This window comes from Verrucomicrobiota bacterium (assembly GCA_016871495.1).
Lineage (GTDB): Bacteria > Verrucomicrobiota > Verrucomicrobiia > Limisphaerales > VHDF01 > VHDF01.
Genome location: VHDF01000090.1, coordinates 1 through 20,960 on the forward strand (window position 1 = coordinate 1; position 20,960 = coordinate 20,960).

Below are 20,960 nucleotides of genomic sequence, written 5' to 3' on the forward strand. Positions count from 1 at the left end.
GGAGCAAAGGTGGTTGGATTGGGGCGGCCGCGACGGGGCAGGCAATCAGACGTATCAGCCGCCGGGCGGCGGAGGATTCCGCATCGAAGAAGTATTGCCAGGATCGAGTTCAAACCTTAGAAGGATCACATGACTAGAGTTCGTCGATCGCCTTCGGGGTTCACGCTCATCGAATTGCTCGTGGTCATTGCCATCATCGCTATCCTGGCCGGAATGCTGCTGCCGGCGTTGAGCAAGGCGAAGCTCAAGAGCCACCAGACCGTCTGTCTGAGCAATTTGAAGCAACTGCAGCTTTGTTGGACGATGTACGCTGATGACCATCAGGATAAAATTGTCTCGAACGATCCGAACGTGGGACCTGGCTCCCGCTCCTGGATTCTGGGTTACATGCAAGACAACCACCTCGATTCGACCAACCGCACATTGATCGAGAAAGGCACGCTATTCCCCTACAATGCTTCCACCGCGATCTATCGTTGTCCGAGCGACCTGGGACGCTCCACCCTTGGCGGAAAGAAGCACCTGCGCGTCCGCAGTTACGCGATGAACGGCTATATGAACGGTGTTGATGTCGGACTCGTTTTCTTCAGTCAGCGAGGTTACAAAGTGAATTTAAAGACTTCTGAGATCGCCTCGCCGCCGCCCTCGCGGGCCTTTGTCCTACTCGACGAGCATCAAAATAGCATCGACGACGGCCATTACGGATTTGCACCGGAAGGCGACATCTGGATGAACCTCCCCGCCATGTGGCACAATCGCGGGTGCAACTTCTCCTTTGCTGACGGTCACGCCGATGGGTTGAAATGGCGCGATCCGCGCACGCTTTCGATCAAGGTCATCAACTCCATCCGCACAGCCAATAACTCCGACCTAAAGCAGCTCCAGTCGATCGTTGCGACAAAGACAAATTGAGCGGGGAAGAGAATCATCTCCTGCGAGTGGCCCGGCGTGAAGCAGCCGGTGAGCGACGCTTCATTTCAAATCTCCGATCTGCACGTGTTCCGTGTCTGGCCGGTGAGCGAGGTTGCCCGGACGCCGGGCGTGAGCGCGGCTGGGTCGTCCTTCGACCCGCCGCTGCACGTCGAAGAGTCTGGAGTCGTCCGACCGGTCCGCGCGGAGCGGTGGGTCTCCGACCCAGCCGCGCTCCCCAAAACGAGACTTGCTGACCATGATACTCAGCGGCTTGCGCTCAACATGGAGTGTGGCCAGCTTCCAGGCCAGCGAATGAAACCGCTCGTCAACCTGGAGGAACAGATCGGCAAGACCGTCGGCCGGCGAGGTCCTCCGACGGGTCTGCGGGACAGCACGGCGTACACGCGGGCGGATGCGCGCGACTGGCAACGAGCGTTCCGTCCTCCCGGGATCCCTCGTGGCGTGTATCGGTTTGCCAGTCATGAGGAGGCTGACGCGTGGCTGACGAAGATGCTCACCCGGGTGCGTCCGACCTAGAATCGCGCGAAAGCGAAGTCTTCTATTTTTTGGGCAGGATCTTCACCACCACGGCTTGTTCGGGGGCCAGGTATCTCCGCGCCGCCTGGATGATGGCCTCGCGAGTGACTGATTCGAACCGGGCATCCTCCCCGTCCGCGTGCCGGTAACCCAGTCCGTAGAGCTCGTCCAAGGCGTGATTCATCGCCTGAACCCCGAGATCCTGCCGCCCAATCTTGCGCTGGCCCAATATTTTATTCTTGGCCCTGCGCAGTTCGTCATCCGTCAATCCGTCCTGACGCAGCAAGCGGACTTCCTTCTGGAATTCCTCGACGACCCGGCTTGCGTGCTCGGCCGCGGTGCCCGCGTAGAAGGCAAAGAAGCCCGGGGAGATGCCGACAAAACTGAAGGCGCCGAGGTAATAGGCCAATCCGAGCTGGTCTCTCACGCGGAGAAACAAGCGTGACCCCATGTCGCTGCACGATTCCTGGAGCAAATCGACGGCGTGACGGTCGGCGCGATCCACGCAGGTTCCCGGGAAGCCCATCAACACCACCGCCTGTTCCTTTTCGCGTTGCTCCACGATCTCGGCGCCGCCCGCCGAGGGATCGGGAGCGAATCTTCGCATCGCCTCCAGCGACACGCCGGAGGCAGGATTCCATGCTCCGAGCGATTCGCGAACCTTTTCCAAAACCTGATCCGTGTTCACGTTTCCAAAGACCGCCAGAACGGCACGATCCGGGGAAAGCATGCTGTGGTGGGCGGCTTTGAGGTCCTCCACGGCGAGTTGAGCGACGCTGGCTTCCTCGCCGTGCAATTGCAGTCCGTAGCCCGAACGTCCGAACATTTTCCGCGCCAGGGTATGCAGTCCGACGTGCAGCAGTTGATCCTGCATGGAACGGATTTCGGCGATTTGATTCGTCCGTTCCCTTTCCAATGCATCGGCGGGGTAGGCCGGATGGAGGAGGACGTCCGACAGAAAATCGATGCCTTTGTCGAAGTCTTCACCGAGAAATTCGGCGGTGGCTCCAAAACTGTTGTTGCCGGCATAGGTGTCGAGGGAGCCGCTCAAGGACTCGATCTCCCGGGCCAGTTGTTCGGCGCTGCGCCGAGTCGTGCCCTGCATCATCATGCGTCCGAGCAAATAGCCGGCTCCATTGCGCGCTTCCGTTTCGGCCAGGACGCCGCCGAGGGTGGCGAGTCGGAATTCCACGAAGGGAAGCTTCCTGCTTTCCTTGATGAGCACGCGCAGGCCGTTGGGCAGCCGGTGGAGCTGAATGGCACCCTCTTCCGAGGACGCCTGGGTCGTGGAGGTCTGCACTCGAGTGCCCGAGGGCAGCAAGCCGTAAATCGTGCGGTTGTCCTCGGTCAAATGCCGGCCGGCGGCTTGCTGAAGGTCCTGAGGCGTCAACCGCCGCACGGCCTCGACGTAGCGGGTGGTAAAATTCAGGTCTCCCGCCGCGAGCCAGTTGCCGCCTAATTCCTGCGCCTGGCCCTCCATCGTTTTTCTCGTCGCCAGCGATGCGGTGACGCATTGTTTCACCGCCTTGGCCAGTTCCGAAGGGTCCACGGGGTGTTGGCGGAGGCGGTCCACTTCCGCGGCAATGGCGTCGCGCGCCTCGGCAAGTTTCGCGGGTTCCAGCATCGCGCTGATTCCGAACAAGCCTGGATTGCCGGGATTGTACATCCAGGCGTCGATGGAATTTACGACCGCTTTTTTTTCGCGCACGTTTTGAAACAGGCGTGAGCTGCGTCCGTGTCCCAGCAGCATGGAGAGCGTTTGCAACGCGGGAATCTCCGGGTCCCTGACATCGGGGATGTGCCAGCTCCAATGGATGTGTCCGAGTTCGATCTTGGCTTCCTCGTAACAATGGCGGGCGCCCACCTGTTTGGGTTCGTGCACGAAGGGGATGGGGTCGACGGGCCGCGCCTTCGTTTTGGAATAGGCCTCGGCGATTTGTTCGATTACTTCCGCCGCCTTCACGTCGCCGGCCACGACGAAAAACACGTTGTTGGGCGCGTAGCGATGCTCGTAGTAACTCCGGATATCCTCCGGTTTCAACTCGTTGAAGATGTCCAAATACCCGATCACGGTGTGGCGATAGGGGCTGCGGGTATAAGCGGTCTCAAACAAACGACGGATCGAGCGGGTTCCCGGATCGTCCTGCCCCATTTCCATTTCCCGGCGGATGACATCCAGTTCTTGGGCCAGCGTATCGGCGGGAAGCGTGGCGTGCTGCATGATGTCGCAGAGTACATCGATCGCGACGCGCTTGCCCGTGTCCGGCGCATTGATCCAATAGACCGTCCGGTCGAAGCTGGTATAGGCGTTCATGTAGCCGCCGGCGTCCTGCACTTCCTGGCTGATATGGGCTCCTTCGCGGCGGGCTGTGCCCTTGAACAACATGTGCTCCAACACGTGGGAGAGGCCGGCTCCCAGCCAGCGTCCTTCGTGAATGCTGCCCGTCCGGCACCAGGCTTGGGCGCTGACGACCGGCGCGGTGGAGTCTTCGCGCACGATGATCGTGAGCCCGTTGGGGAGAGTGGTGAACGTCGTGGCGGGAGGAAGGCCTTCGGTGGTGGATGTCAAAGTCATAGACGAAGCGAGAGGACGGCCAAGGCACGGGCCGGCCTTGGGTGAAACATGGGAATCGGAGCGCGGCGGGAAATCATCAAGCCTTGGAGACGGCGCCGGAATCCGGGCTGGCGGGCTGGCGGCTTGCGCGGGGCAGAAACGGGCGCCGGAAGGCCTCATCGAAATCGTAGCCTTCTTTGAAATCATCCCTGCTGTCGGTTTCGGTCTTGGCCAGCAGATTGCTCTCCACCATGTTGAAGACGAGATCGCCGAAATCCGCGCAGCGGGTCACCCCCCAGGCCTCGAGCAACGTTTTCGTCATCGGACCGTATTGCTTGAGGGCAAAGTCGCGGATGCCCGCCAGCAACTCCTGCCCGGTGACGTGGCGGACCACGTCCTTTTCGGACCGGTTCATCATCTTCTGCGTGTGATCCAGCGCTTCGCGAATGAAATGGTAGGCGTCCCGGTGAAAACGCGGATCCTGTTCCAGGATTTTCTCCAATACTTCGTCAAAGCTCGGGGTTTGCATGAGAACGGTGGAAACGGATCAGTCGGCGCGCGCCGTCACGGCGGGGGAAGGCGGGGAAGGCTGGGGTTGCATCGCGAGCCATGACTTGACGCACCAACCCGCTGCCAGCAGGAACAGGGCCACGGCCAGCACGGTTTGTTCTTGTCGAGTTAAACGATTCATGGCCGATGGCGAGGCGTGCTGGTTGATCACGCTGGGACTCGCCTTGGTTGCACGGCACGGTCTGCCGCAAATCCGCCTTGCCGACAATCAATTTCTTCGATTTCTTCGTGGCCTCAGCAGCGGCATCGCCTGCAGCGCGGTCATCCCAACGCACAGCCCCCCCCACAGATCTCCCCAGCGACGGAAGCCCGTGGACGAGCGGGATTTCCCGGGCCACACGCCCACTTCCGCGATTTTAAAGCCAGGTCCATAAACATCTTTCGGGGAACCCGCCTGGACCTCGTGCATTCGGCCCAGGGGGTCGATCCAACAGGTGAGTCCGTTGTTGGTGGCCCTGATGACGGGACGCCCGTTTTCCAAGGCTCGAAAGGCTGCGTTCATGGCATGCTGCCATTGGGCCGAACTTTCCCCGAACCAACCGTTGTTCGTCAGGTTGAGGATCCAGTCGGTCTCCTCTTCCACGGCCGCGCGCGTGGAATGAGGGAACACATCCTCGAAACAAATCGACATCGACATTCGCACCGAAAGATCGGGCATCGTGAAATGGCCCGGCCTACGTCCAGGTTCGAATCCTGTACCGATCGGCGTCAGCCAGTTCAAGAATGGGAGCCACTGGGCAAGCGGAACGTACTCGCCAAAGATCACCAGCCGTCGCTTGCGGTAGGAAGCCAGCACACTCCCGGAGCGATCGAGCAAGAACGCCGCGTTGTAGTATCGGTAGGCCTCGCGTCCGGGATTCCCGGGAACGGGTTCGGCATCGTCGGCCCCAAAGACCATCCAAACTCGAGCCTCCGCCGCCATCCGGGTCATGGTTTCAAAATGCTCCTGACTGAAGGAGGGCAGGGCGGCTTCCGGCCACACCAATACATCCGGACGTGCGGCCAGGGCCAGCCGCGAAAGCTCGATCATCTTCTGAAAGCGAGGTCCGTCCTCCTTTCGATCCCAAATCAGCAATTGAGGAATGCTGGGCTGAATCAAGGCCACTTTGACCGTTCGCTCTGACTTCGGATAGTGCTGGATGCGCATCCAGCCCCAGGCAAACGCCAGCACGAGGGCCATTCCCGGCAACGCCAGATCCGCCAGCCAGCCCGCCGGCCGGGAGAAGAGGGATGGACCCGGACCGAGGATCGTTGGCCGGGGGTGGGTGAGCGGGGACGAAACGGGTGCCCTGGCAATCCCGGCAATGCTCAATCCGGCGCCCAGGAGTGCGATGGAACTCCAAACCACGAAGAACGAGACAAGGTAAGGCCCGCCGAGGGATCCGAGCTGCACGAGTGGCAACAAGGACAATTGGGACATGCCCACTGGAAGCCAGGGAAAACCTGTGAACAGCCGCGCCATCAACCATTCTCCTGCGACCCAGCAGACGGCGCATCCCAGGATCCAACTGGAGCGTCGGCCCCATGGGGTGTTGTTCCAGATTGAGGCTACGGAAGGCAGACCTGGATTCATCGAAAGATCTTCTCCTTCCGAAGGCAGGCTCGAGGCGGGTGAAGTCAGACAGCGGGCGAGGGTTTCCTGGCAAAACCAGTTCCAGACTCCCACGTAAGACCCCACGTAAGCCGACAGAGCGATCCAACCGGCGAGGGCTCCGGCAGGGAAAGGGATGTTCAGCAGCCAGCGAAGCGCGAAGAGTGCGAAGGCGAATCCTGCCAGCCAGCCGTGCAGCCATGCTGCGCGTCCTCGCGTTCCCAGTCCGGCCAGCAGGATCCCTCCGGGGGCCAGCCACGCCAACGCAAACCAGCCCGGCAAAGGAAATGCCAATCCGAGCGCCACGCCCGCAAGGATCAAGCAAGTGATCCGTCTCCAAGGCCAACCTTGCCTGAAGGGTTTCCAGGGATCCCGGTGCTTGACTGCCGGACCTCCGGCGGGTTCCGGATGATTTGAGGCGTTTATGGAATGGGATTCTTCCATGCGCATCGGTTCGTCATGGGATTGATCCTGGGGCGGCCAGCATCCCGGCTTCAATCTGAATGAGGCGGAGGCGTGGCGCGCTTGTGCCAGGCGACGAGGCTGCGGCTGGCTCCTTGAACACGGCCGAGCTCCGGGATTCCCCTCATTCGGCCCTGCAACCTGCGAAAGCATCGTCCCAGGGTTGCTTGAAAAACTTGCGGAGCGGTGGGTCTTGGGCAGATTGGAGCGATGAACATTCGACTTTTCGTCAAGCCGTGGTGCCCTTGGTGCATCCAGGCCGTGCAGTGGCTTGACGCACACGGAATTCGTTACGAGACCCTTGATGTCACGTCGGATGCGGAAGCCTTTCGAGAAATGGAGGCCATTTCAGGTCAAACCCTGGCCCCGGTGATTGACGTGGATGGGAAGATCCTGGCGGATTTTGGGGCCAAGGAGCTGGCGGCGTTCTGGAAGACGCTTGAAAAGGAAAGCGCGTGAATTCCACTGTTCCCACGGGCGAGGTTCGACCGCGCTTGCCGGCCTGGCTAAGATTGCCGCTGCCCACGTCGAACACCTACGCGCGGACCCGGTCGCTCCTGGACGAGCTCAAGTTGCACACCGTGTGCGAGAGCGCGAAGTGCCCAAACCATTGGGAGTGTTGGAGCCAGGGGACGGCCACGTTCATGATCGCCGGCGATCGTTGCACCCGGGCCTGCGGGTTTTGCGCCGTGGCCACCGCAAAACCGCTGCCGTTGGATGGGGACGAACCCGGGCGGGTGGCGGAGGCGACAAGGCGGATGGGTTTGAAGCATGTGGTGATTACCGCGGTGGCCCGTGATGATCTGGCCGACGGTGGAGCGGGACATTTCCGCCGAACCATCGAATGCGTGCGGGACTTGAATCCGGGCATCGTCATCGAGGTCTTGGTGCCCGATTTCAATAATCGAGACGCGTCCATTCAAATGGTGTTGGAAGCGCGTCCGGAAGTGTTCAACCATAATTTGGAAACGGTGAAGCGTCTCACGCCGGGCGTGCGATCGCGCGCCGTTTATGACCGGTCGCTGGAGGTGTTGCGCAAGGCCAAAGCGATGGGTCGCGGAACCCTCTACACGAAGTCCGGGCTGATGCTCGGTTTGGGGGAGACGGAGGAGGAAGTGCGGCAAGCGCTCCTGGACCTTCGAGGATCGGGTTGTGACCTTGTCACCCTGGGGCAGTATTTGCAGCCGACGCCTGCCCACCTGCCGGTCTCACGATTCGTGGAGCCCGCAGAATTCGCGCGCTGGGCGGAGGAGGCGCGGTCGCTGGGGTTTCTGCACGTGGCCAGCGGGCCACTGGTCCGGAGTTCCTACCACGCGGCTGAGTTTCAGATTCCTTCCCGGCGGGGCTGAGAAGGCTGTCGGCGGACGGAGAGGGCGGGTCAACGGCCTCGGAAAAGGGATCGGAACACCGGAGTGCGCGTGAAGGTGCGGCCTAGAAAAATAACCACCACCGCCACGCCGACGGCGAGCACGAGGAGGGCGAATGCCTTCGCGAAGCGAGCTTGGCGGAATACTTTCTCGGTGCTTTCCTTCTGAGCTTGTTGAAATAGCTCGAATTCCTTTTCGATGGAGATGAGCTCCAAGGATTCCTCGCGCAGCACCAGGCACGCGAGGGGAGGCGTTTGCGGCCCCCATTCTTCAGGCCACTTTTTTCGAGCCATTTCGGTGGGATCGCCAAACCCATTCGATTTCCAAAACTCGTCCGGGCTTCGAATCCAAAGCCGGAAGAGTCCGAGATTCCGGGCGAGGGATTGGACACGAGGCCAGAGGGTGGCACGAACGAGTCCGGCGGACTCCGGCTGGGCATAGGCTTCGCTGTGGATCAAGGCATTTTGGCCGGAGACGCGGACGGCGGCGCAGCCGGCGAGGATTTGGCGTTCATCGAAAGCCACTTGGAATTCAGTGATTTGCCGCTCAGCTTCGGACGCCTCGATGCCATGTTGTGTCCAGAGGGTCTTGAGGGCGGGAAGGTCGTCGATATTCGCCCGGCGAGCGGTAAGGGCCGCTAAGGTCATGGGCCTTTAGACTAGGTGCAGACGCAGAAATAGCAAGCGGGTGCGAGCAAGTTGCATTGACCTGAAGTGGTTGCGGGCGTTAAAGGCTAGTTGGACTTCATGATGCGACCATCCTCGTTCACTCATCGTCCAAGCTTGTTTGGTTGGCTGGTATCGATCTCATGGCTGTTGCTGTGGCCTGCGCTGCTGTGGTCGCAGCCGACCAATCCGGATATGCCGACGTACCGACGGGGCGGGTTCAGTTCCATCAACGCGATGGGAGTCACCCTGTTCAAGGTGGTAAAACCGCAATATCGGGACCAGTTGCATTTCAGGCCGGCGAGCCTGGAAACCGATGTGTCGCCCTACATCAGGCTGGAGGAATACAAGGATGCCGACCTTCCCCGGCCGATGCGTCTGGTGTTCGTCTCTGTGGGCTTCATCGATTTGGTGAACAATCTGGCGCACGCGAAAGCGGCGGACAAAGCAGAGCGAGGTTTTTTCGACCGCTACGTTCAGGTGCTGGCGAAGGAATCCGGAGAAATGCAACTGCCTCAGATTCCGCGGATCACGGACCCGAAGTTTTGGACGGATGCGATGATGAACGAGCAGGAAAGCAACTTCAGCCAGATGGTGGGGATGATCATGGCCATCCATCTTTCGCACCATTATCTCGGTCATTACCAAAAATATGCGGAACAATTGACGGACGTGCAGAGCAAGCCTGTTTCGATCAACCAGTTTCTGACGGAGGCTGAATGGCAGGCAGCGGTCAAGGCCGGCACGGTGAATTCGTTGAATGCCGGCTACGGCATCGAAGGCGTTACCGCCTTGTTCGACGCCCTGGATCGCATGCAAATTCGCCCGCCCTGGGCTGTTCATTTCCTGCCTCCTTTTGTCAAGGTGGGCAAACTGAAGAAGTACCAAAAACTCCTGGAGGACAGCTTCTTCGCCAACAAAGAGTTGTAAGACCAAGGACGATGGAAATGAACCCGCGGGGCCTCATTCGGGATTTCCTGTTCGCCTTGTGTGTTTTCCAGGTGTTTTCCGTGATGGCGGGCCAAGGGGCGGGCGGGGAGATTCCGGGAGGGTCAGCTTTGCCGAAGCTCGGGCAGGTTCCGCATTACGTGGGATCCGCGGATTGCCGGGAATGTCACCGGGACCAACACTCCAGCTGGCATCGGAGTTATCACCGCACCATGACCCAACTGCCGTCGCGGGAGTCCATCAAGGCGGACTTCAACAACGTGTCGCTGACCAACAACGGGGTTCGGTTCACGTTATTTCAGAAGACCCATGAATTCTGGGTGCGCATGGCGAGAATCGGCGCGCCGGGGATTCAAGCCACGGGAGAGGCCTCGGCCGAGTTTCCCATCGGGTTGGTAACGGGGTCCCATCACATGCAGGTTTTTTGGGTGGGTGACGAGGAGGCTCAATGCCAGGTTGGTTTTCCCTTCACCTGGTTGATTCCGGAAAAGAAGTGGGTTCCCCGGAATTCAACGTTTATCCGTCCGCCCCATGCTCAGCATCGTTCGGAGACGTGGAACCAGGTGTGCGCTCGCTGCCACAGCACGGCTCCGCAGCCGAACTTGGATCGCGGGGCGAGGCGATGGAAGACGCAAGTGGAGGAGTTGGGCATCAGTTGCGAGGCTTGCCATGGCCCTGGGGAAAAGCATTCGCATTTGTTTCGAGAACGCGCCAAAGCGGGGCTGACCGGGCCGGTGGCGGAACCCCACATCATCAATCCTGAGAAGTTGAGTCCGGTTCGCGCCTCACAAATCTGCGGAAACTGTCATTCCATGAAGTGGTGGGAGAGCGCCACCGGATGGCCGGTGCGGGAATTCCCCTACCGCCCGGGAGACGATCTGGAAGCTACGACGCCGATCATTCGTCCCAAGGAAATCGATCGCCAGCCCTGGTTGAAACGCGTGCTGGAGCGCAATCCGGAGCTGCTCGCGGATTTCTTCTGGCCGGACGGCATGGTGCGCGTCAGTGGCCGTGACTACAATGGATTGATCGAGTCGCCATGCTACAAGTCAGGCCAGTTTTCATGCATGTCCTGCCATTCCATGCATGACAGTGAGCCCGCTTCACAGTTGGCGCGCCATCGGACGGACCAGCGGGCCTGTTTGCAGTGTCATCCGAAATTCGGGGCGGAGGAGGCGCTGGTGGCGCACACGCGCCACCGCGCGGGATCCTCGGGCAGCCAGTGTTACGACTGCCACATGCCTCATACGAGCTACGGAGTTTTGAAAGCGATCCGCAGTCATCAAGTGAGCAGTCCGAGTGTGACGGTGTCGAAGGCGACGGGGCGTCCGAATGCCTGCAATTTGTGCCATCTGGACAAGACGCTGGAATGGACGGCTGAGCATCTGGAGCGGTGGTATGGACAGCGCAAACCTGAATTGAGCGGGGAGGAACGGACGGTGGCAGATTCCGTTCGCACTGCACTTTCCGGGGATGCCGGGCAGCGGGTGTTATGGGCGTGGCATTTGGGCTGGGAACCGGCTCGAAAGGCGAGCGGAGGTGACTGGATGGTGCCGGTATTGGGGCAGATGTTGGACGATTCTTATGCCGCGGTTCGGTGTGTGGCGGAGCGGTCGTTGCGCCGGATTGGAGCCCAATGGATTCCCAAGGAGTACGAATTCAGCCGAGAAAGCCCGGAACGTTCCTCAGCTTTGCCCTGGGTGCTGGAGCAGTGGGAGGCAGGAAAAAGTGCAAGAGGTGTCGCGCCGGGGGCGACGCTGATGACAGGGAGCACCAATCAAGTCCGGGAGTCGATGGATGGACTGGTGCGCCGAAGGAACGAGCGGGACGTCCGGTTGCGGGAGTGAGTTGGGGGGAATCTTTGGATGGGAGGAACGAGATGGACCGTGTTAGCCCGGAAATCTCATACTTGTTCCGCGACTGGAACAAATCGGCTCAATCGGATCAGGACTTCGCGACAGACTTGGCCTGCTCACTTTCGCTTTGCCGGCAGGAGCGGGCGTTGATCAATTGTTGCGTCAGTTGCCTGATTGGCGCGAGCGGAAGCGCCGTGAACGGCGCGCCCCGACAACTTGCGAATCCGTGCGCTGGTGTAGTTGGCAACCTCGTGACCCGAGATGACTCAGGGACAGAAATCTCGGGATCGGAGCATTGGGTCCGTGAGCGTGGAATAGGGAAGGAAGCAAAAAAAAACGCCCGCCGGAGTCCGGCGGGCGCTTGAATCGAATCGTTGACTACCGGCCAATCGTGGTCGCTCGGAGCAAGCCTAGAGCTTCTTGGGCTTTTGCATCAGACTGAGGCGCTTCGAGCAACTTGAATTTGAGCTCGGAGGTGAGAATCGTGAATTGACCCGCCTGCTCATTATCGGTGACCTTGGCCCGCAGATCCGCCCAAAGCTGCATCGCCTTGGGGTAATCCTTCGCCGTGGCCGCTTTAATCACTTCTTCAGCTCCAGGAAGGGTGGAATCCGTCAGGGCACCCGCTTTTCCACCTGTTACGGGCTTCTTCCCGCAACCCACGGTCAGCGCCATGGCCACAATGACCATCAGAATGCTGAAGGCTAGCTGTTGGGTGATGGTCGTCCGTGACATGAGCTTGTTTAGAGTTCCAACCGGGAAAAGGCCGGCAAAATGTTAACGGTAGCGCGGTCCGTTGAGAATAGCGTTCGGGGCCGGCAGCCGGCGGGAGACGAGGTCTGCGCAAACATTCCATTTGATGAAATTTGCGTGGCCGCCGAAGGCGCCCACAACCGCTCCTCCGGACAGGTTACGTGCCCCAGCCAGTTGGCCGGGCGCAATCTTCCACCATTTCGGAGCATTGGAATGACGCAGGGAGAGCGTTTCGCCGATCGATTCCGGATTATTGCCGGCGTCGTTGAAGAAGAACGGATCACTTTCATTTTGCTCCCAGAGTTGCCAGTCGGTGGCGAGGAAATCGCTGACTTTAAATGTCTTGCCATCGGGGGTCGGCTGCTGGCCTTTGGTTCCGGTGTAACCACCGATGGTGCCGTTCCAGCAGTAGGAGGTCAATTTGACGGGCCGACCAATCCAGAGGCGCTTCAAGTCGCCGGAACCGCGCGTGGCGACATCTTTTGGGCACCACAGAGTTTTCTGTTCGCTGATGAAAGGTCCGAGCTGACTGATCTTGAAAAATGCCAACTGGTTGCTGAAGGCTCTGCCTGTTTCATCCTGGCCGGCAGCTGACCCGGGGGCGGCGGCTCCTCCCGGGATGCGCCCGCGATTGGCGGTGGCGTAGCACCACCCGTCGGGGCCGCTGAGATCACCGCCCCATGTTGGGTGGGCGTTGTAGTCCCCGTTATCGGAGGCGTACATGTGATTCGCCAGAAGGATTTGTTTGACGTTATTGAGGTCGATGGTGAGCTGCGCCCTGTCTTTGGCTCTGGAGAGGGCGGGGAGCAGCATGCCTGCGAGAATGGCGATGATCGCGATCACGACGAGCAGCTCGATCAAAGTGAAGGCGGCGCCCTGGGGACGCGCGGTTGAGGAGCCCAGGAGGGCGGATGGCTTTCTCATAGTTGGATGAATTCGGAGATTATGGACCTGAATTGGGTTCGGGTTGCCTAAGGAATATGTTCGGAAGACGGGTGGTGTCAATCGGAATTCCCCCCCCTCAGCCGATGACGTTTGCAGGCACAGCACAGCCGTTCTCATTTGGTGGGTAGGGCGCGTCACTCCGTGCGCGCCGCCTTTGGAAACACCCGGTTTCGGCGCGCAGCGGAGTGCGCGCCCTACCTTGATCAGTCAAAGTGAGAACTGCTGGGCACAGCAGGTTCAGGCTGGACGGCGTTGCGGGATCCGCCGCATGGTGCAAGAAATTCATGCTTCGTTCCGCTGTGCACATCCCCGCTGCGCTGACGATCGCCGGGTCCGATAGCGGCGGTGGAGCCGGTGTGCAGGCGGATTTGAAGGTCTTTGCGACGGTGGGGGTCCATGGGCTCAGTGCCTTGACCTGTGTGACCGCGCAGAATCCGCGCGAGGTCATGGCGGTGGAGCCGATTTCCGGACCACTCTTGAAGCTTCAGATTGAGGCGGTGCGCCGTGAGTTTGCGCCATCCGCGGTCAAGACGGGCATGTTGTATTCGGAGCGGCTGATCCGAATCGTGGCGGGCGAGGTGCAGAGCGGGGTGCTGAAGGGGATTCCGCTGGTGGTGGATCCGGTGATGGTAGCGACGAGTGGCGCTCGATTGCTCAAGCCGGAAGCCATCCGGGTAATGGTCCGATTATTGCTCCCCCAGGCGGCGCTGATGACGCCCAACTTGGACGAAGCGGAGATTTTGGCGGAGACAAGAATCCACACGCCGGAGGACCTTCGGCTGGCTGCGAAAACTCTCCATCAACGATGGGGGTGCGCGGTCCTGGCGAAAGGCGGGCATTTGCGGGGCATGCGGGAGGCCATCGACGTGTTTTATGATGGCCGGCAGGAATGGTTGTTGGCGGCTCCGTTTGTGAAGGGAGTGAGCACGCACGGCACCGGTTGCACGTATTCGGCGGCGATTACAGCGCATTTGGCGAAGGGATGGAGTTTGCTGGCCGCCGTGAGGGCGGCGAAAGAAATCGTCACGCGATCCATCCGGAACAGCGTGAGGGCGGGGGAGCATTGGATTCTCAATCCATGAGACAGGTTTTGGAACTCCTGATGAACTGCGGCTTCAACTTATTGCGTTTGATGCTCTTTTACGGGCTCACTGGAACGGCACTGCACGTGGGGGCTGCGGAGTATCAATTCAGGGAACCTCGCGAACAACGTTATTGGGTTGGTGTTGAAGGAATGCCTTCGCCGCTTGTTCCGGGAGGAAGCGGCGACTGGATTCCCGCCCGGCCATTGGGGTCTGTTTCCGAGCGGCAGATTTGGTTTGGGCGGAGAATCAGTCTCGGATTGCGTGAGTGGGCCGATTTGGAGGTAGTTTTGGCAGGCCGACCCTTGCGCGTGATTCGAACGGTGGCGGTGCGGCATTATCTCGTCGAGGCGGCCGATGCCGGGACGGCGGTGGTGCTGGCAGATGCTCTGGCGAGCGATCCGGCAGTGGCTTTGAGTGTCCCGGTTCAGCGCAAGATGGTGAGGAAGACAGGGGTTTTCGGCCCGGCGCCGAACGACACTTATTTTCACCGGCAGTGGCATTTGGAGAATCGCGACGCGGAGACGGGGGCCTCGGTGGGGCCTGATCTCAATGTTCGGGCGGCGTGGCCGGTGACCCGCGGGGACGGGGTTTTGATCGCGGTGGCGGACGATGGCATGGATTTGGATCACCCCGATCTGGCGGCGAACGCCACGGGCTCGCCTCATTTCAATTTTGTGACCCGGGAAGAGGATGGCAATCATCGCTCCCCGCTACATGCGCATGGGACGGCGGTTGCGGGATTGGCGGCGGCAGTGGGAGGCAACAAGCGAGGGGTGAGCGGGGTGGCTCCTGGAGCTCGATTGGCAAGCTGGGTCATTTTCACCCCGCAGGCGGACGGGCTGGTCGAGGACGAGGTGTTGATGAACATGTTTCAATCGTATTCCAACCGGGTCTTCGTGCAGAACCATAGCTGGGCGAACTCTGGCATCAATCAACTGGGACCGTCCGCATTGGAACAAATTGGAGTCTCGAACGCGGTTCATTTTGGCCGCTCGGGGAAGGGCGTCGTCATAGTCCGGGCAGGGGGCAACGGAAGGGATGATGGCTTGAATTCGAATGATGATGGTTACGCGACGTCCCCTTGGGTGGTGACCGTTGGGGCCGTGCGTTTCGACAGCCGGGTGGCGACTTACAGCACGCCCGGGGCCAATGTGCTGGTCGCGGCGCCGAGCGGTGATCGGACCGGCGGCCAGCCCAATCTGTTCACTACGGATCGCTCGGGAGTGGTGGGTTACAACAACAACGCGTTCACGAACGATTTGGCGGATTACGCGTTCGACGGGAGCGGATTCAGCGGAACATCCGGGGCCTCTCCCCAAATTGCGGGGGTGGCGGCGTTGATGTTGTCGGCCAATCCCAATCTTGCCTATCGGGATGTGCAGCAGATTCTGCTGTTGTCCTCGCGGCAGACCGACCGGCTGGATCCCGATGTGCATGGGAACGGCGCGGGGCTGCGGGTGAGTCACAGCACGGGGTTTGGTGTGCCGGACGCGGGAGAGGCGGTGAGGCTGGCGAAACGATGGCGGAATCGTCCGCCCGTAGCCGAAGTTTCGGCGGAGAAGGTCTTGGAGATGGAGATTCCGGACGACGCGCTGCGGTTGGAGGTCAGCGGCCCGGCGGTTCCTGAAACATTGGCGAGCATTCCGGCGACACCGGGCGGATGGTTGCATCCGGACGAGGCGACGTTGCGACTGCCCTTGGAAGACGCGGGGGTTGCGCGGGTGCCGATCTTGAAGGACCTAGGAGGCAAAGCGGTGCTGATGATGCGGGGGGAAAACACGTTTGCAGAAAAGGCGGAGCATGGGGCGAACGCGGGTGCGTCTTTCGCGGTCATTTACAACAATCGGGATGGGGACCGGCGGGTTTTGATGGCCGGTGTCGATTTCACGCGCATTCCGCTGGTGTTCATCGGGCAGCGTCACGGGCGCGGTTTGAGCGATTTTCTGGCGGCGGGTGGAAAGGCCGAGGCGAGACTTTCGACCGAACCCGCCGTGGTGGCGTTGTCGATCGAAGAGAAACTTTCCTGCGAGCATATCCTGGTGACGATGGACGCGGAGCATCCGCGAAGAGGCGATCTGAGGGTGACGCTGGTTTCACCGTCCGGCACGCGAAGCGTGCTGCAACGGATCAATTCGGATGAAAACCCGGGCCCGTCGGAATGGACCTATTTGTCCACCCATCATTTCTACGAGCCATCGGCGGGGACATGGAAGGTGGAAGTGACGGACGAGGCGGCGGGCAGCGCGGGGTTGTTGCGTTGGGTGAAGTTGAGGATCCGCGGGGTGGCGATGGAGGATACGGACGGGGACGCTTTGGACGACCGTTGGGAGCGGCAGTATTTCGGGAATCTGGGCCAGACTTTGACGGGAGATTTTGATGGGGACGGGTTCAACGAGGCCAGGGAGCAGGCGATGGGGAGCGATCCCACGCGGCCGGAGTTTGAATTCCAGGTTGCGGTGGCGGAATGGAAACCCGGTGTGTTGCGGTTGAGTTGGCCGGGGCTTGGACGCGTCCTTTACGAGGTGCGGGCGGCAACCGGCGTGGAGGGGCCGTTCCAGTCGTTGACGAACGTGAACGGACGTTTCCCCGAGACCGAGTGGTTTTCGGTGCCCGGGGGATCCGGAATGGGTTCTTACCTGATCCGGCGCCTCTGAGGCGAAAGCCGGTTACTGTGATACGAATTCCGGAGTGGCAGCGTTTTGGATGATCTCGCGCTGCCGGGGTTCAAGTTCCCTTGGGGTTAGTTTCCACCATTCTGAGGACAGCAGGCTTTGAATTTGCGGTTTTGGGAAACGGTAACCCTTCACGGTGGCGGGGTAACCTGAAACGATGGCGTAGGGTGGGACATCGAAATACACAACCGAGCCCGGGGCGATGATGGCGCCTTCGCCGATTCTTTGCGTCGAGGGCACGATGATGACGTTGTGGCCGATGTGGACCCCGTGTCCGATGCGCAACGTATTGAAGTTGACGATCTCTTCTTTCACTTTGCCCAGGACCGGATTGTAGAAAAATCCGTGGGTGGAAAGAATGTTCATCGGGTGATTGCGCGTAAACGTCCGCACACTGGGCGCGATGTGCGTGTAGCGCCCGATCACGGTGTTCGGATGGTAGGCGGTCGGCTTCAGTAGGACCGGCCCGGCGGTGAAGAGTCCGACGCTGACGCGGTGGAAACGTTTAAAAATGTGGCGAATCGTCCCGGACCGCGCGGGCCCCTGCTCGATTTTGATGACGATCCAACGGCGGAGGGGTGCGCGGACCTTTTCCGTGTTGAATCGGCGATACAGTTTCAGAATCGTGTCGCTGAGGGGTGATTGAAAGGACTGTTCAGCATCCAATGCTGTGACATTCGATTCATCGGGGGAGATTTGAAAACTACGGTCCATGGCAGACTCAAGTCAGGCGGATGATCGTTCAGCGCACGGTCGCGGTGCCTTCCTGGGGTTGCCGGTGTTTTTCCATTTCGGGTTCCAATTCCTCGATGCTTTTCAGCCACCATTTGGATTCGAGAAGTTCCTGGATCTTTTTCTCCGAGAAGCGGAATCGAACCACCCGGGCCGGGTTGCCGGTGACGACGGCGTAGGGGGGGATATCGGCGTGAACGACCGAGCCGGCGCCGACCACGACCCCGTCTCCAACAGACCGGACGGTAGGAAGGAGGATGACATCATGTCCCATCCATACGTCGCTGCCGATCGTCAGGGTGCCATAGTGGGGATCGGCCCGCTGTCCGAGGGCTTCAGGTGGAAAGAGTCGATCGGCGGAAAGAGTCGCCGAAGGATCCTGGGAGGTGATGGCTCGGACCGTGTAGTAGATGGAGGAGTAACGTCCGACGCGGGTGCCTGGATCGAGTCCGCCTGGGGGAACATCACAGGGACCGATGGTGTAAAGGCCGACATCGACGCCGTGGAATTCGCGGTAAATTTGCCGGATGGTGTGCGAATAGACCGGGCCCCCTTCGAAGCGCAGGATGGTTTTGCGGACGAAATTGCGCACGCCTGGGTGGCGGGAGGCGCGGTACAGGGCCAGAGCGGATCCGGCAAGGCTCGACAACCGGCCTTCCTGACGCGGAAAGGGGGCGGACATGGCGGGTTTTGGGTCAGCCTTCTTTGAGTTTTCGTTCGACGGAGGCGAAGTTGTCATCGCCGAGTTCGCCATCCTTGATTTGGAGGCCGAACTTTTCCTCGAGGAACGTGATGAGGCGGAGGGTTCCTAGGGAATCGAGGGTGCCGTTGCTGAAGAGCGGTTCGTTGGGGTCCAGGCTGTCACGGGAGCCCGAGAGCAGGTCTTCGAGGATGAATTTTTCGATTTCAGCTTGGGTGTTCATAGCAGAGTCGTTTCGATGAATTGAAATTACGCGGTGGCGGCGGTTTTCGTTGTGGCGAGGGAAAGCAGATTCGGGCGATCGACCTTGCCGCTGGAAGTTTTGGGCAATTCGCCGCGGAGTTCGATCTTTTCCGGGACCATGTATTTCGGGAGGGTTTTGGCGCAGAACCCTTCGAGTTCCTTCGCGGTGGTGGCGGAGCCTTCGGCGAGGACCACGAAGCAGCGGATGCAACTTCCGAGCAGTTCATCCGGGATGGCCACGGCGGCGGCTTCCTTCACTTGGTCGTGCTTGTAGAGAGCGGTTTCGATCTCGCCCAATTCCACGCGATAGCCGCGGCTCTTGATCATATGATCGCGTCTTCCGACGTAGAGCCAGTTGATCCGGTCGGCCGCAAGGGTGACCACGTCGCCGGTCCGATAAATGATGTCGGGATAGAGAGGGTTGAGCGGGTTTTGCACGAAGGATTTGGCCGATTTCTCGCGGTCGCCCCAGTATCCTTGGGCCACGCACGACCCGCGGGCGCAGAGTTCGCCTTCCTTGCCCGGTTCGCGAATCAGGGCGCCCTGGTCGTCGAGGGCGAACACTTCCATATTGCCGCAGGCCCGTCCGATCGGCACCGGTTGGGTGCGGTCGGCGGCAAGGTCCGAAGGTTGAACTTCGTAATACGTGTAGACGTTCGTTTCGGTGGGGCCGTAGAGATTGTAGTAGCGGACGCCTGGAGGGAGGGCGGCGGCCAGTTTGCGCAGATATTTGACGGGAAAAACTTCACCGGCGAACAGGACGTGGCGCAGGTGGGGGAACTGGTGTCCGTCCAATTTTCCATACATGGACATGAGCGACAGGATGGAGGGCACCATGTAGGTGATCGTCACTCGCTCGTTTTGCAGGACGTCCGCGAGTTTGACCGGCAGGGAGGAAAGCGTTTCCGTGAGCAGGATGATGGCGCCGCCGGCGTGAAGGGTGGCGTAGAGGTCGAATGTCGAGAGGTCAAAGTGCAAGGGCGCGTGGCTGGTGACACGGTCCTCGGGAGTCATTTTGAATTCATCCACGCTCCAGCGCACGAAGGTGAGAATGGTGCGGTGCGCGATCATGACGCCCTTGGGAACGCCGGTGGATCCAGAAGTATAGAGGATGTAGGCGAGATCGGCATCGACCATCTCCTCGGCGGCTGGCGGGCTTTCCGGTTGTTGCCGGACGCTGGCAGAAGGGATGATGTCCAGGCCGGGCACTTGAACGGAGCCGCCGTCGGAAGCGTCGTCGAGCAGCACGGCTTTTGTGAGCGCGGTTCCTTCGGTGAGGAATTCGTCCAGAGCGGAGACTTTGGCGGCGGAGGTGATGACGATTTGAATGCCGCAGTCCCGGGTGATGTAGGCCAGGCGTTTGGCCGGGGCGTTGGGATCGAGCGGCACATAGGCGGCGCCGGCTTTCATGATGCCGAACACGGCGATGACGGAGGCGGGTGATTTGTGGACGTAGATTCCGACTCGGTCACCCCGGCGCACCCCGAGGGCCAGAAGTTGGCTCGCGACCTGATTGGTGACCCGGTCGAGCTCCTTGTAAGTGAGCGACTGGTTGTCCATGCGGACGGCTTCTCGATCCGGATGGGCGGCGGCGGAGCGGCTGAGAACGTGGTGGAGCAGATATTCCATGGTATAGGCGTTTATCGGAGAAATCAGGTCGGGCTTGATCCGGAAGGAACGGCGGGTTCGAGGCTCGACGGTTCCTGGGCTTCGAGGAGAATCTCAGACACATCGCGCACCTGCACGGCGTCGTCAGAGGAGGAAGAACCCAGAGCGTCGGTCATCATGTTGAGGCAGAACGGGCAGCCGGTGGCGAGGGTTTTCACGCCCGCTTGAAGGACCTCGTTGGCGCGGCCTTTGGAGACCCGTTTGGCGGGCGGTTCGTCGAAATACATGCGTCCCCCGCCGGCGCCGCAGCACGACGTTTTTTTCCGTGGCGAGGGAGTTCCTTGAGGTTGGGGCCGAGCGGAGCCAGCACGCGCCGGAGGGAATGGACATCGTCATGCGCCCGGGCCAGATAACAGGGGTCGTGAAGGGCGACGCGCTCGGCGGAGGCAGCGGCGGGTTTGAGCCGTCCTTCGTCCACGAGTTGAGCCAGTAATTCCGAATGATGGAAGACTTCGAAGTGGCCTCCGAGCGCCGGGTATTCGCGGGCCAGGGTGTTGAGACAATGGGGGCAGGGGGTAACGATTTTGCGGACTTTGGACGCTTGCAAAGTGGCGACATTGGAGCCGGCCAAATCTTGGTAGAGGAATTCTTCGCCGAGCCTTCGCGCCGGGTCGCCGGTGCAGCGTTCTTTCTGCCCCAGGGTTGCAAAATTGAGTTTAGCCCGTTGAAAAGGTTGCACCACCGAGCGGGCCACTTTTTG

At 60.4% G+C, this 20,960-nt stretch carries 19 protein-coding genes; 7 read left to right on the forward strand and 12 right to left on the reverse strand.

Annotated features, from left to right (window positions below):
- The first annotated feature begins 129 nt into the window (after positions 1-129).
- Both FJ404_16140 and FJ404_16145 read left to right on the forward strand, forming a co-directional pair.
- Positions 130-912, forward strand: coding sequence for a type II secretion system protein (locus FJ404_16140; GenBank protein MBM3824388.1), 783 nt, complete (start codon positions 130-132; stop codon positions 910-912).
- 48 nt (positions 913-960) lie between these two features.
- Positions 961-1,449, forward strand: coding sequence for a hypothetical protein (locus tag FJ404_16145; protein MBM3824389.1), 489 nt, complete (start codon positions 961-963; stop codon positions 1,447-1,449).
- A gap of 22 nt (positions 1,450-1,471) precedes the next feature.
- On the opposite strand, the gene FJ404_16150 is transcribed toward FJ404_16145, so the two are convergent.
- From FJ404_16150 to lnt, 3 genes are all read right to left on the reverse strand, one after another.
- Positions 1,472-4,210: an insulinase family protein gene (locus FJ404_16150; GenBank protein ID MBM3824390.1), complete on the reverse strand. Its 2,739-nt coding sequence runs from the start codon at positions 4,208-4,210 to the stop codon at positions 1,472-1,474.
- Entirely contained in the window at positions 4,101-4,532 is a 432-nt protein-coding gene (locus tag FJ404_16155; protein ID MBM3824391.1) for a hypothetical protein, read from the reverse strand. Before FJ404_16155 ends, FJ404_16150 begins: the two co-directional genes overlap by 110 nt.
- A gap of 249 nt (positions 4,533-4,781) precedes the next feature.
- The gene (gene lnt, locus FJ404_16160) at positions 4,782-6,779 is read right to left on the reverse strand and encodes an apolipoprotein N-acyltransferase (GenBank protein MBM3824392.1); all 1,998 of its coding nucleotides are present in this window, start codon (positions 6,777-6,779) and stop codon (positions 4,782-4,784) included.
- Between the two features lie 57 nt (positions 6,780-6,836).
- Between lnt and FJ404_16165 the strand changes: the two genes are divergently transcribed.
- Both FJ404_16165 and lipA read left to right on the forward strand, forming a co-directional pair.
- Positions 6,837-7,085, forward strand: coding sequence for a glutaredoxin family protein (locus tag FJ404_16165; protein MBM3824393.1), 249 nt, complete (start codon positions 6,837-6,839; stop codon positions 7,083-7,085).
- A complete protein-coding gene (gene lipA, locus FJ404_16170) occupies positions 7,082-7,975 on the forward strand; it encodes a lipoyl synthase (GenBank protein ID MBM3824394.1) in 894 nt (297 codons plus the stop codon). The genes FJ404_16165 and lipA overlap by 4 nt, the downstream gene beginning before the upstream one ends.
- Before the next feature lie 29 nt (positions 7,976-8,004).
- On the opposite strand, the gene FJ404_16175 is transcribed toward lipA, so the two are convergent.
- Positions 8,005-8,640: a hypothetical protein gene (locus FJ404_16175; protein MBM3824395.1), complete on the reverse strand. Its 636-nt coding sequence runs from the start codon at positions 8,638-8,640 to the stop codon at positions 8,005-8,007.
- A gap of 737 nt (positions 8,641-9,377) precedes the next feature.
- On the opposite strand from FJ404_16175, the gene FJ404_16180 reads away from it, so the two are divergent.
- Entirely contained in the window at positions 9,378-11,453 is a 2,076-nt protein-coding gene (locus FJ404_16180) for a hypothetical protein (protein MBM3824396.1), read from the forward strand.
- A 387-nt stretch (positions 11,454-11,840) separates the two neighbouring features.
- Here the strand turns inward: FJ404_16180 and FJ404_16185 are convergent, their stop codons facing one another.
- Together FJ404_16185 and FJ404_16190 are read right to left on the reverse strand one after the other, a co-directional pair.
- Positions 11,841-12,197, reverse strand: a complete 357-nt coding sequence (locus FJ404_16185; protein ID MBM3824397.1) for a hypothetical protein — start codon at positions 12,195-12,197, stop codon at positions 11,841-11,843.
- Positions 12,198-12,239: 42 nt separating this feature from the next.
- The gene (locus tag FJ404_16190; GenBank protein MBM3824398.1) at positions 12,240-13,139 is read right to left on the reverse strand and encodes a type II secretion system protein; all 900 of its coding nucleotides are present in this window, start codon (positions 13,137-13,139) and stop codon (positions 12,240-12,242) included.
- 305 nt (positions 13,140-13,444) lie between these two features.
- Between FJ404_16190 and thiD the strand changes: the two genes are divergently transcribed.
- Entirely contained in the window at positions 13,445-14,242 is a 798-nt protein-coding gene (gene thiD / locus FJ404_16195) for a bifunctional hydroxymethylpyrimidine kinase/phosphomethylpyrimidine kinase (GenBank protein ID MBM3824399.1), read from the forward strand.
- Positions 14,143-16,899, forward strand: a complete 2,757-nt coding sequence (locus FJ404_16200; protein ID MBM3824400.1) for a hypothetical protein — start codon at positions 14,143-14,145, stop codon at positions 16,897-16,899. Before thiD ends, FJ404_16200 begins: the two co-directional genes overlap by 100 nt.
- A gap of 12 nt (positions 16,900-16,911) precedes the next feature.
- On the opposite strand, the gene FJ404_16205 is transcribed toward FJ404_16200, so the two are convergent.
- The 6 genes from FJ404_16205 to FJ404_16230 all read right to left on the reverse strand — a co-directional run.
- Complete coding sequence (locus FJ404_16205; GenBank protein ID MBM3824401.1) at positions 16,912-17,631, reverse strand: CatB-related O-acetyltransferase; 720 nt, start codon at positions 17,629-17,631, stop codon at positions 16,912-16,914.
- A gap of 28 nt (positions 17,632-17,659) precedes the next feature.
- Entirely contained in the window at positions 17,660-18,331 is a 672-nt protein-coding gene (locus FJ404_16210; protein ID MBM3824402.1) for a hypothetical protein, read from the reverse strand.
- 13 nt (positions 18,332-18,344) lie between these two features.
- Positions 18,345-18,572: an acyl carrier protein gene (locus FJ404_16215; protein ID MBM3824403.1), complete on the reverse strand. Its 228-nt coding sequence runs from the start codon at positions 18,570-18,572 to the stop codon at positions 18,345-18,347.
- 26 nt (positions 18,573-18,598) lie between these two features.
- Entirely contained in the window at positions 18,599-20,221 is a 1,623-nt protein-coding gene (locus FJ404_16220) for an amino acid adenylation domain-containing protein (GenBank protein MBM3824404.1), read from the reverse strand.
- Between the two features lie 23 nt (positions 20,222-20,244).
- Positions 20,245-20,487, reverse strand: coding sequence for a hypothetical protein (locus FJ404_16225; protein MBM3824405.1), 243 nt, complete (start codon positions 20,485-20,487; stop codon positions 20,245-20,247).
- Positions 20,415-20,960 (reverse strand): (Fe-S)-binding protein (locus tag FJ404_16230; GenBank protein ID MBM3824406.1); only part of this gene is annotated, 546 nt, incomplete at its 5' end. The genes FJ404_16230 and FJ404_16225, both read right to left, overlap by 73 nt.

What these genes read in the sequence shown, in the direction of transcription:
- FJ404_16140 (MBM3824388.1), top strand. Translation starts at nt 130, where the DNA reads ATGACTAGAGTTCGTCGATCGCCTTCGGGGTTCACGCTCATCGAATTG.
- FJ404_16150 (MBM3824390.1), bottom strand. Translation starts at nt 4,210, where the DNA reads ATGATTTCAAAGAAGGCTACGATTTCGATGAGGCCTTCCGGCGCCCGT.
- FJ404_16155 (MBM3824391.1), bottom strand. Translation starts at nt 4,532, where the DNA reads ATGCAAACCCCGAGCTTTGACGAAGTATTGGAGAAAATCCTGGAACAG.
- lnt (MBM3824392.1), bottom strand. Translation starts at nt 6,779, where the DNA reads ATGCTTTCGCAGGTTGCAGGGCCGAATGAGGGGAATCCCGGAGCTCGG.
- FJ404_16165 (MBM3824393.1), top strand. Translation starts at nt 6,837, where the DNA reads ATGAACATTCGACTTTTCGTCAAGCCGTGGTGCCCTTGGTGCATCCAG.
- FJ404_16175 (MBM3824395.1), bottom strand. Translation starts at nt 8,640, where the DNA reads ATGACCTTAGCGGCCCTTACCGCTCGCCGGGCGAATATCGACGACCTT.
- FJ404_16180 (MBM3824396.1), top strand. Translation starts at nt 9,378, where the DNA reads ATGGCAGGCAGCGGTCAAGGCCGGCACGGTGAATTCGTTGAATGCCGG.
- FJ404_16185 (MBM3824397.1), bottom strand. Translation starts at nt 12,197, where the DNA reads ATGTCACGGACGACCATCACCCAACAGCTAGCCTTCAGCATTCTGATG.
- FJ404_16190 (MBM3824398.1), bottom strand. Translation starts at nt 13,139, where the DNA reads ATGAGAAAGCCATCCGCCCTCCTGGGCTCCTCAACCGCGCGTCCCCAG.
- thiD (MBM3824399.1), top strand. Translation starts at nt 13,445, where the DNA reads ATGCTTCGTTCCGCTGTGCACATCCCCGCTGCGCTGACGATCGCCGGG.
- FJ404_16200 (MBM3824400.1), top strand. Translation starts at nt 14,143, where the DNA reads ATGGAGTTTGCTGGCCGCCGTGAGGGCGGCGAAAGAAATCGTCACGCG.
- FJ404_16205 (MBM3824401.1), bottom strand. Translation starts at nt 17,631, where the DNA reads ATGGACCGTAGTTTTCAAATCTCCCCCGATGAATCGAATGTCACAGCA.
- FJ404_16210 (MBM3824402.1), bottom strand. Translation starts at nt 18,331, where the DNA reads ATGTCCGCCCCCTTTCCGCGTCAGGAAGGCCGGTTGTCGAGCCTTGCC.
- FJ404_16215 (MBM3824403.1), bottom strand. Translation starts at nt 18,572, where the DNA reads ATGAACACCCAAGCTGAAATCGAAAAATTCATCCTCGAAGACCTGCTC.
- FJ404_16220 (MBM3824404.1), bottom strand. Translation starts at nt 20,221, where the DNA reads ATGGAATATCTGCTCCACCACGTTCTCAGCCGCTCCGCCGCCGCCCAT.
- FJ404_16225 (MBM3824405.1), bottom strand. Translation starts at nt 20,487, where the DNA reads ATGTATTTCGACGAACCGCCCGCCAAACGGGTCTCCAAAGGCCGCGCC.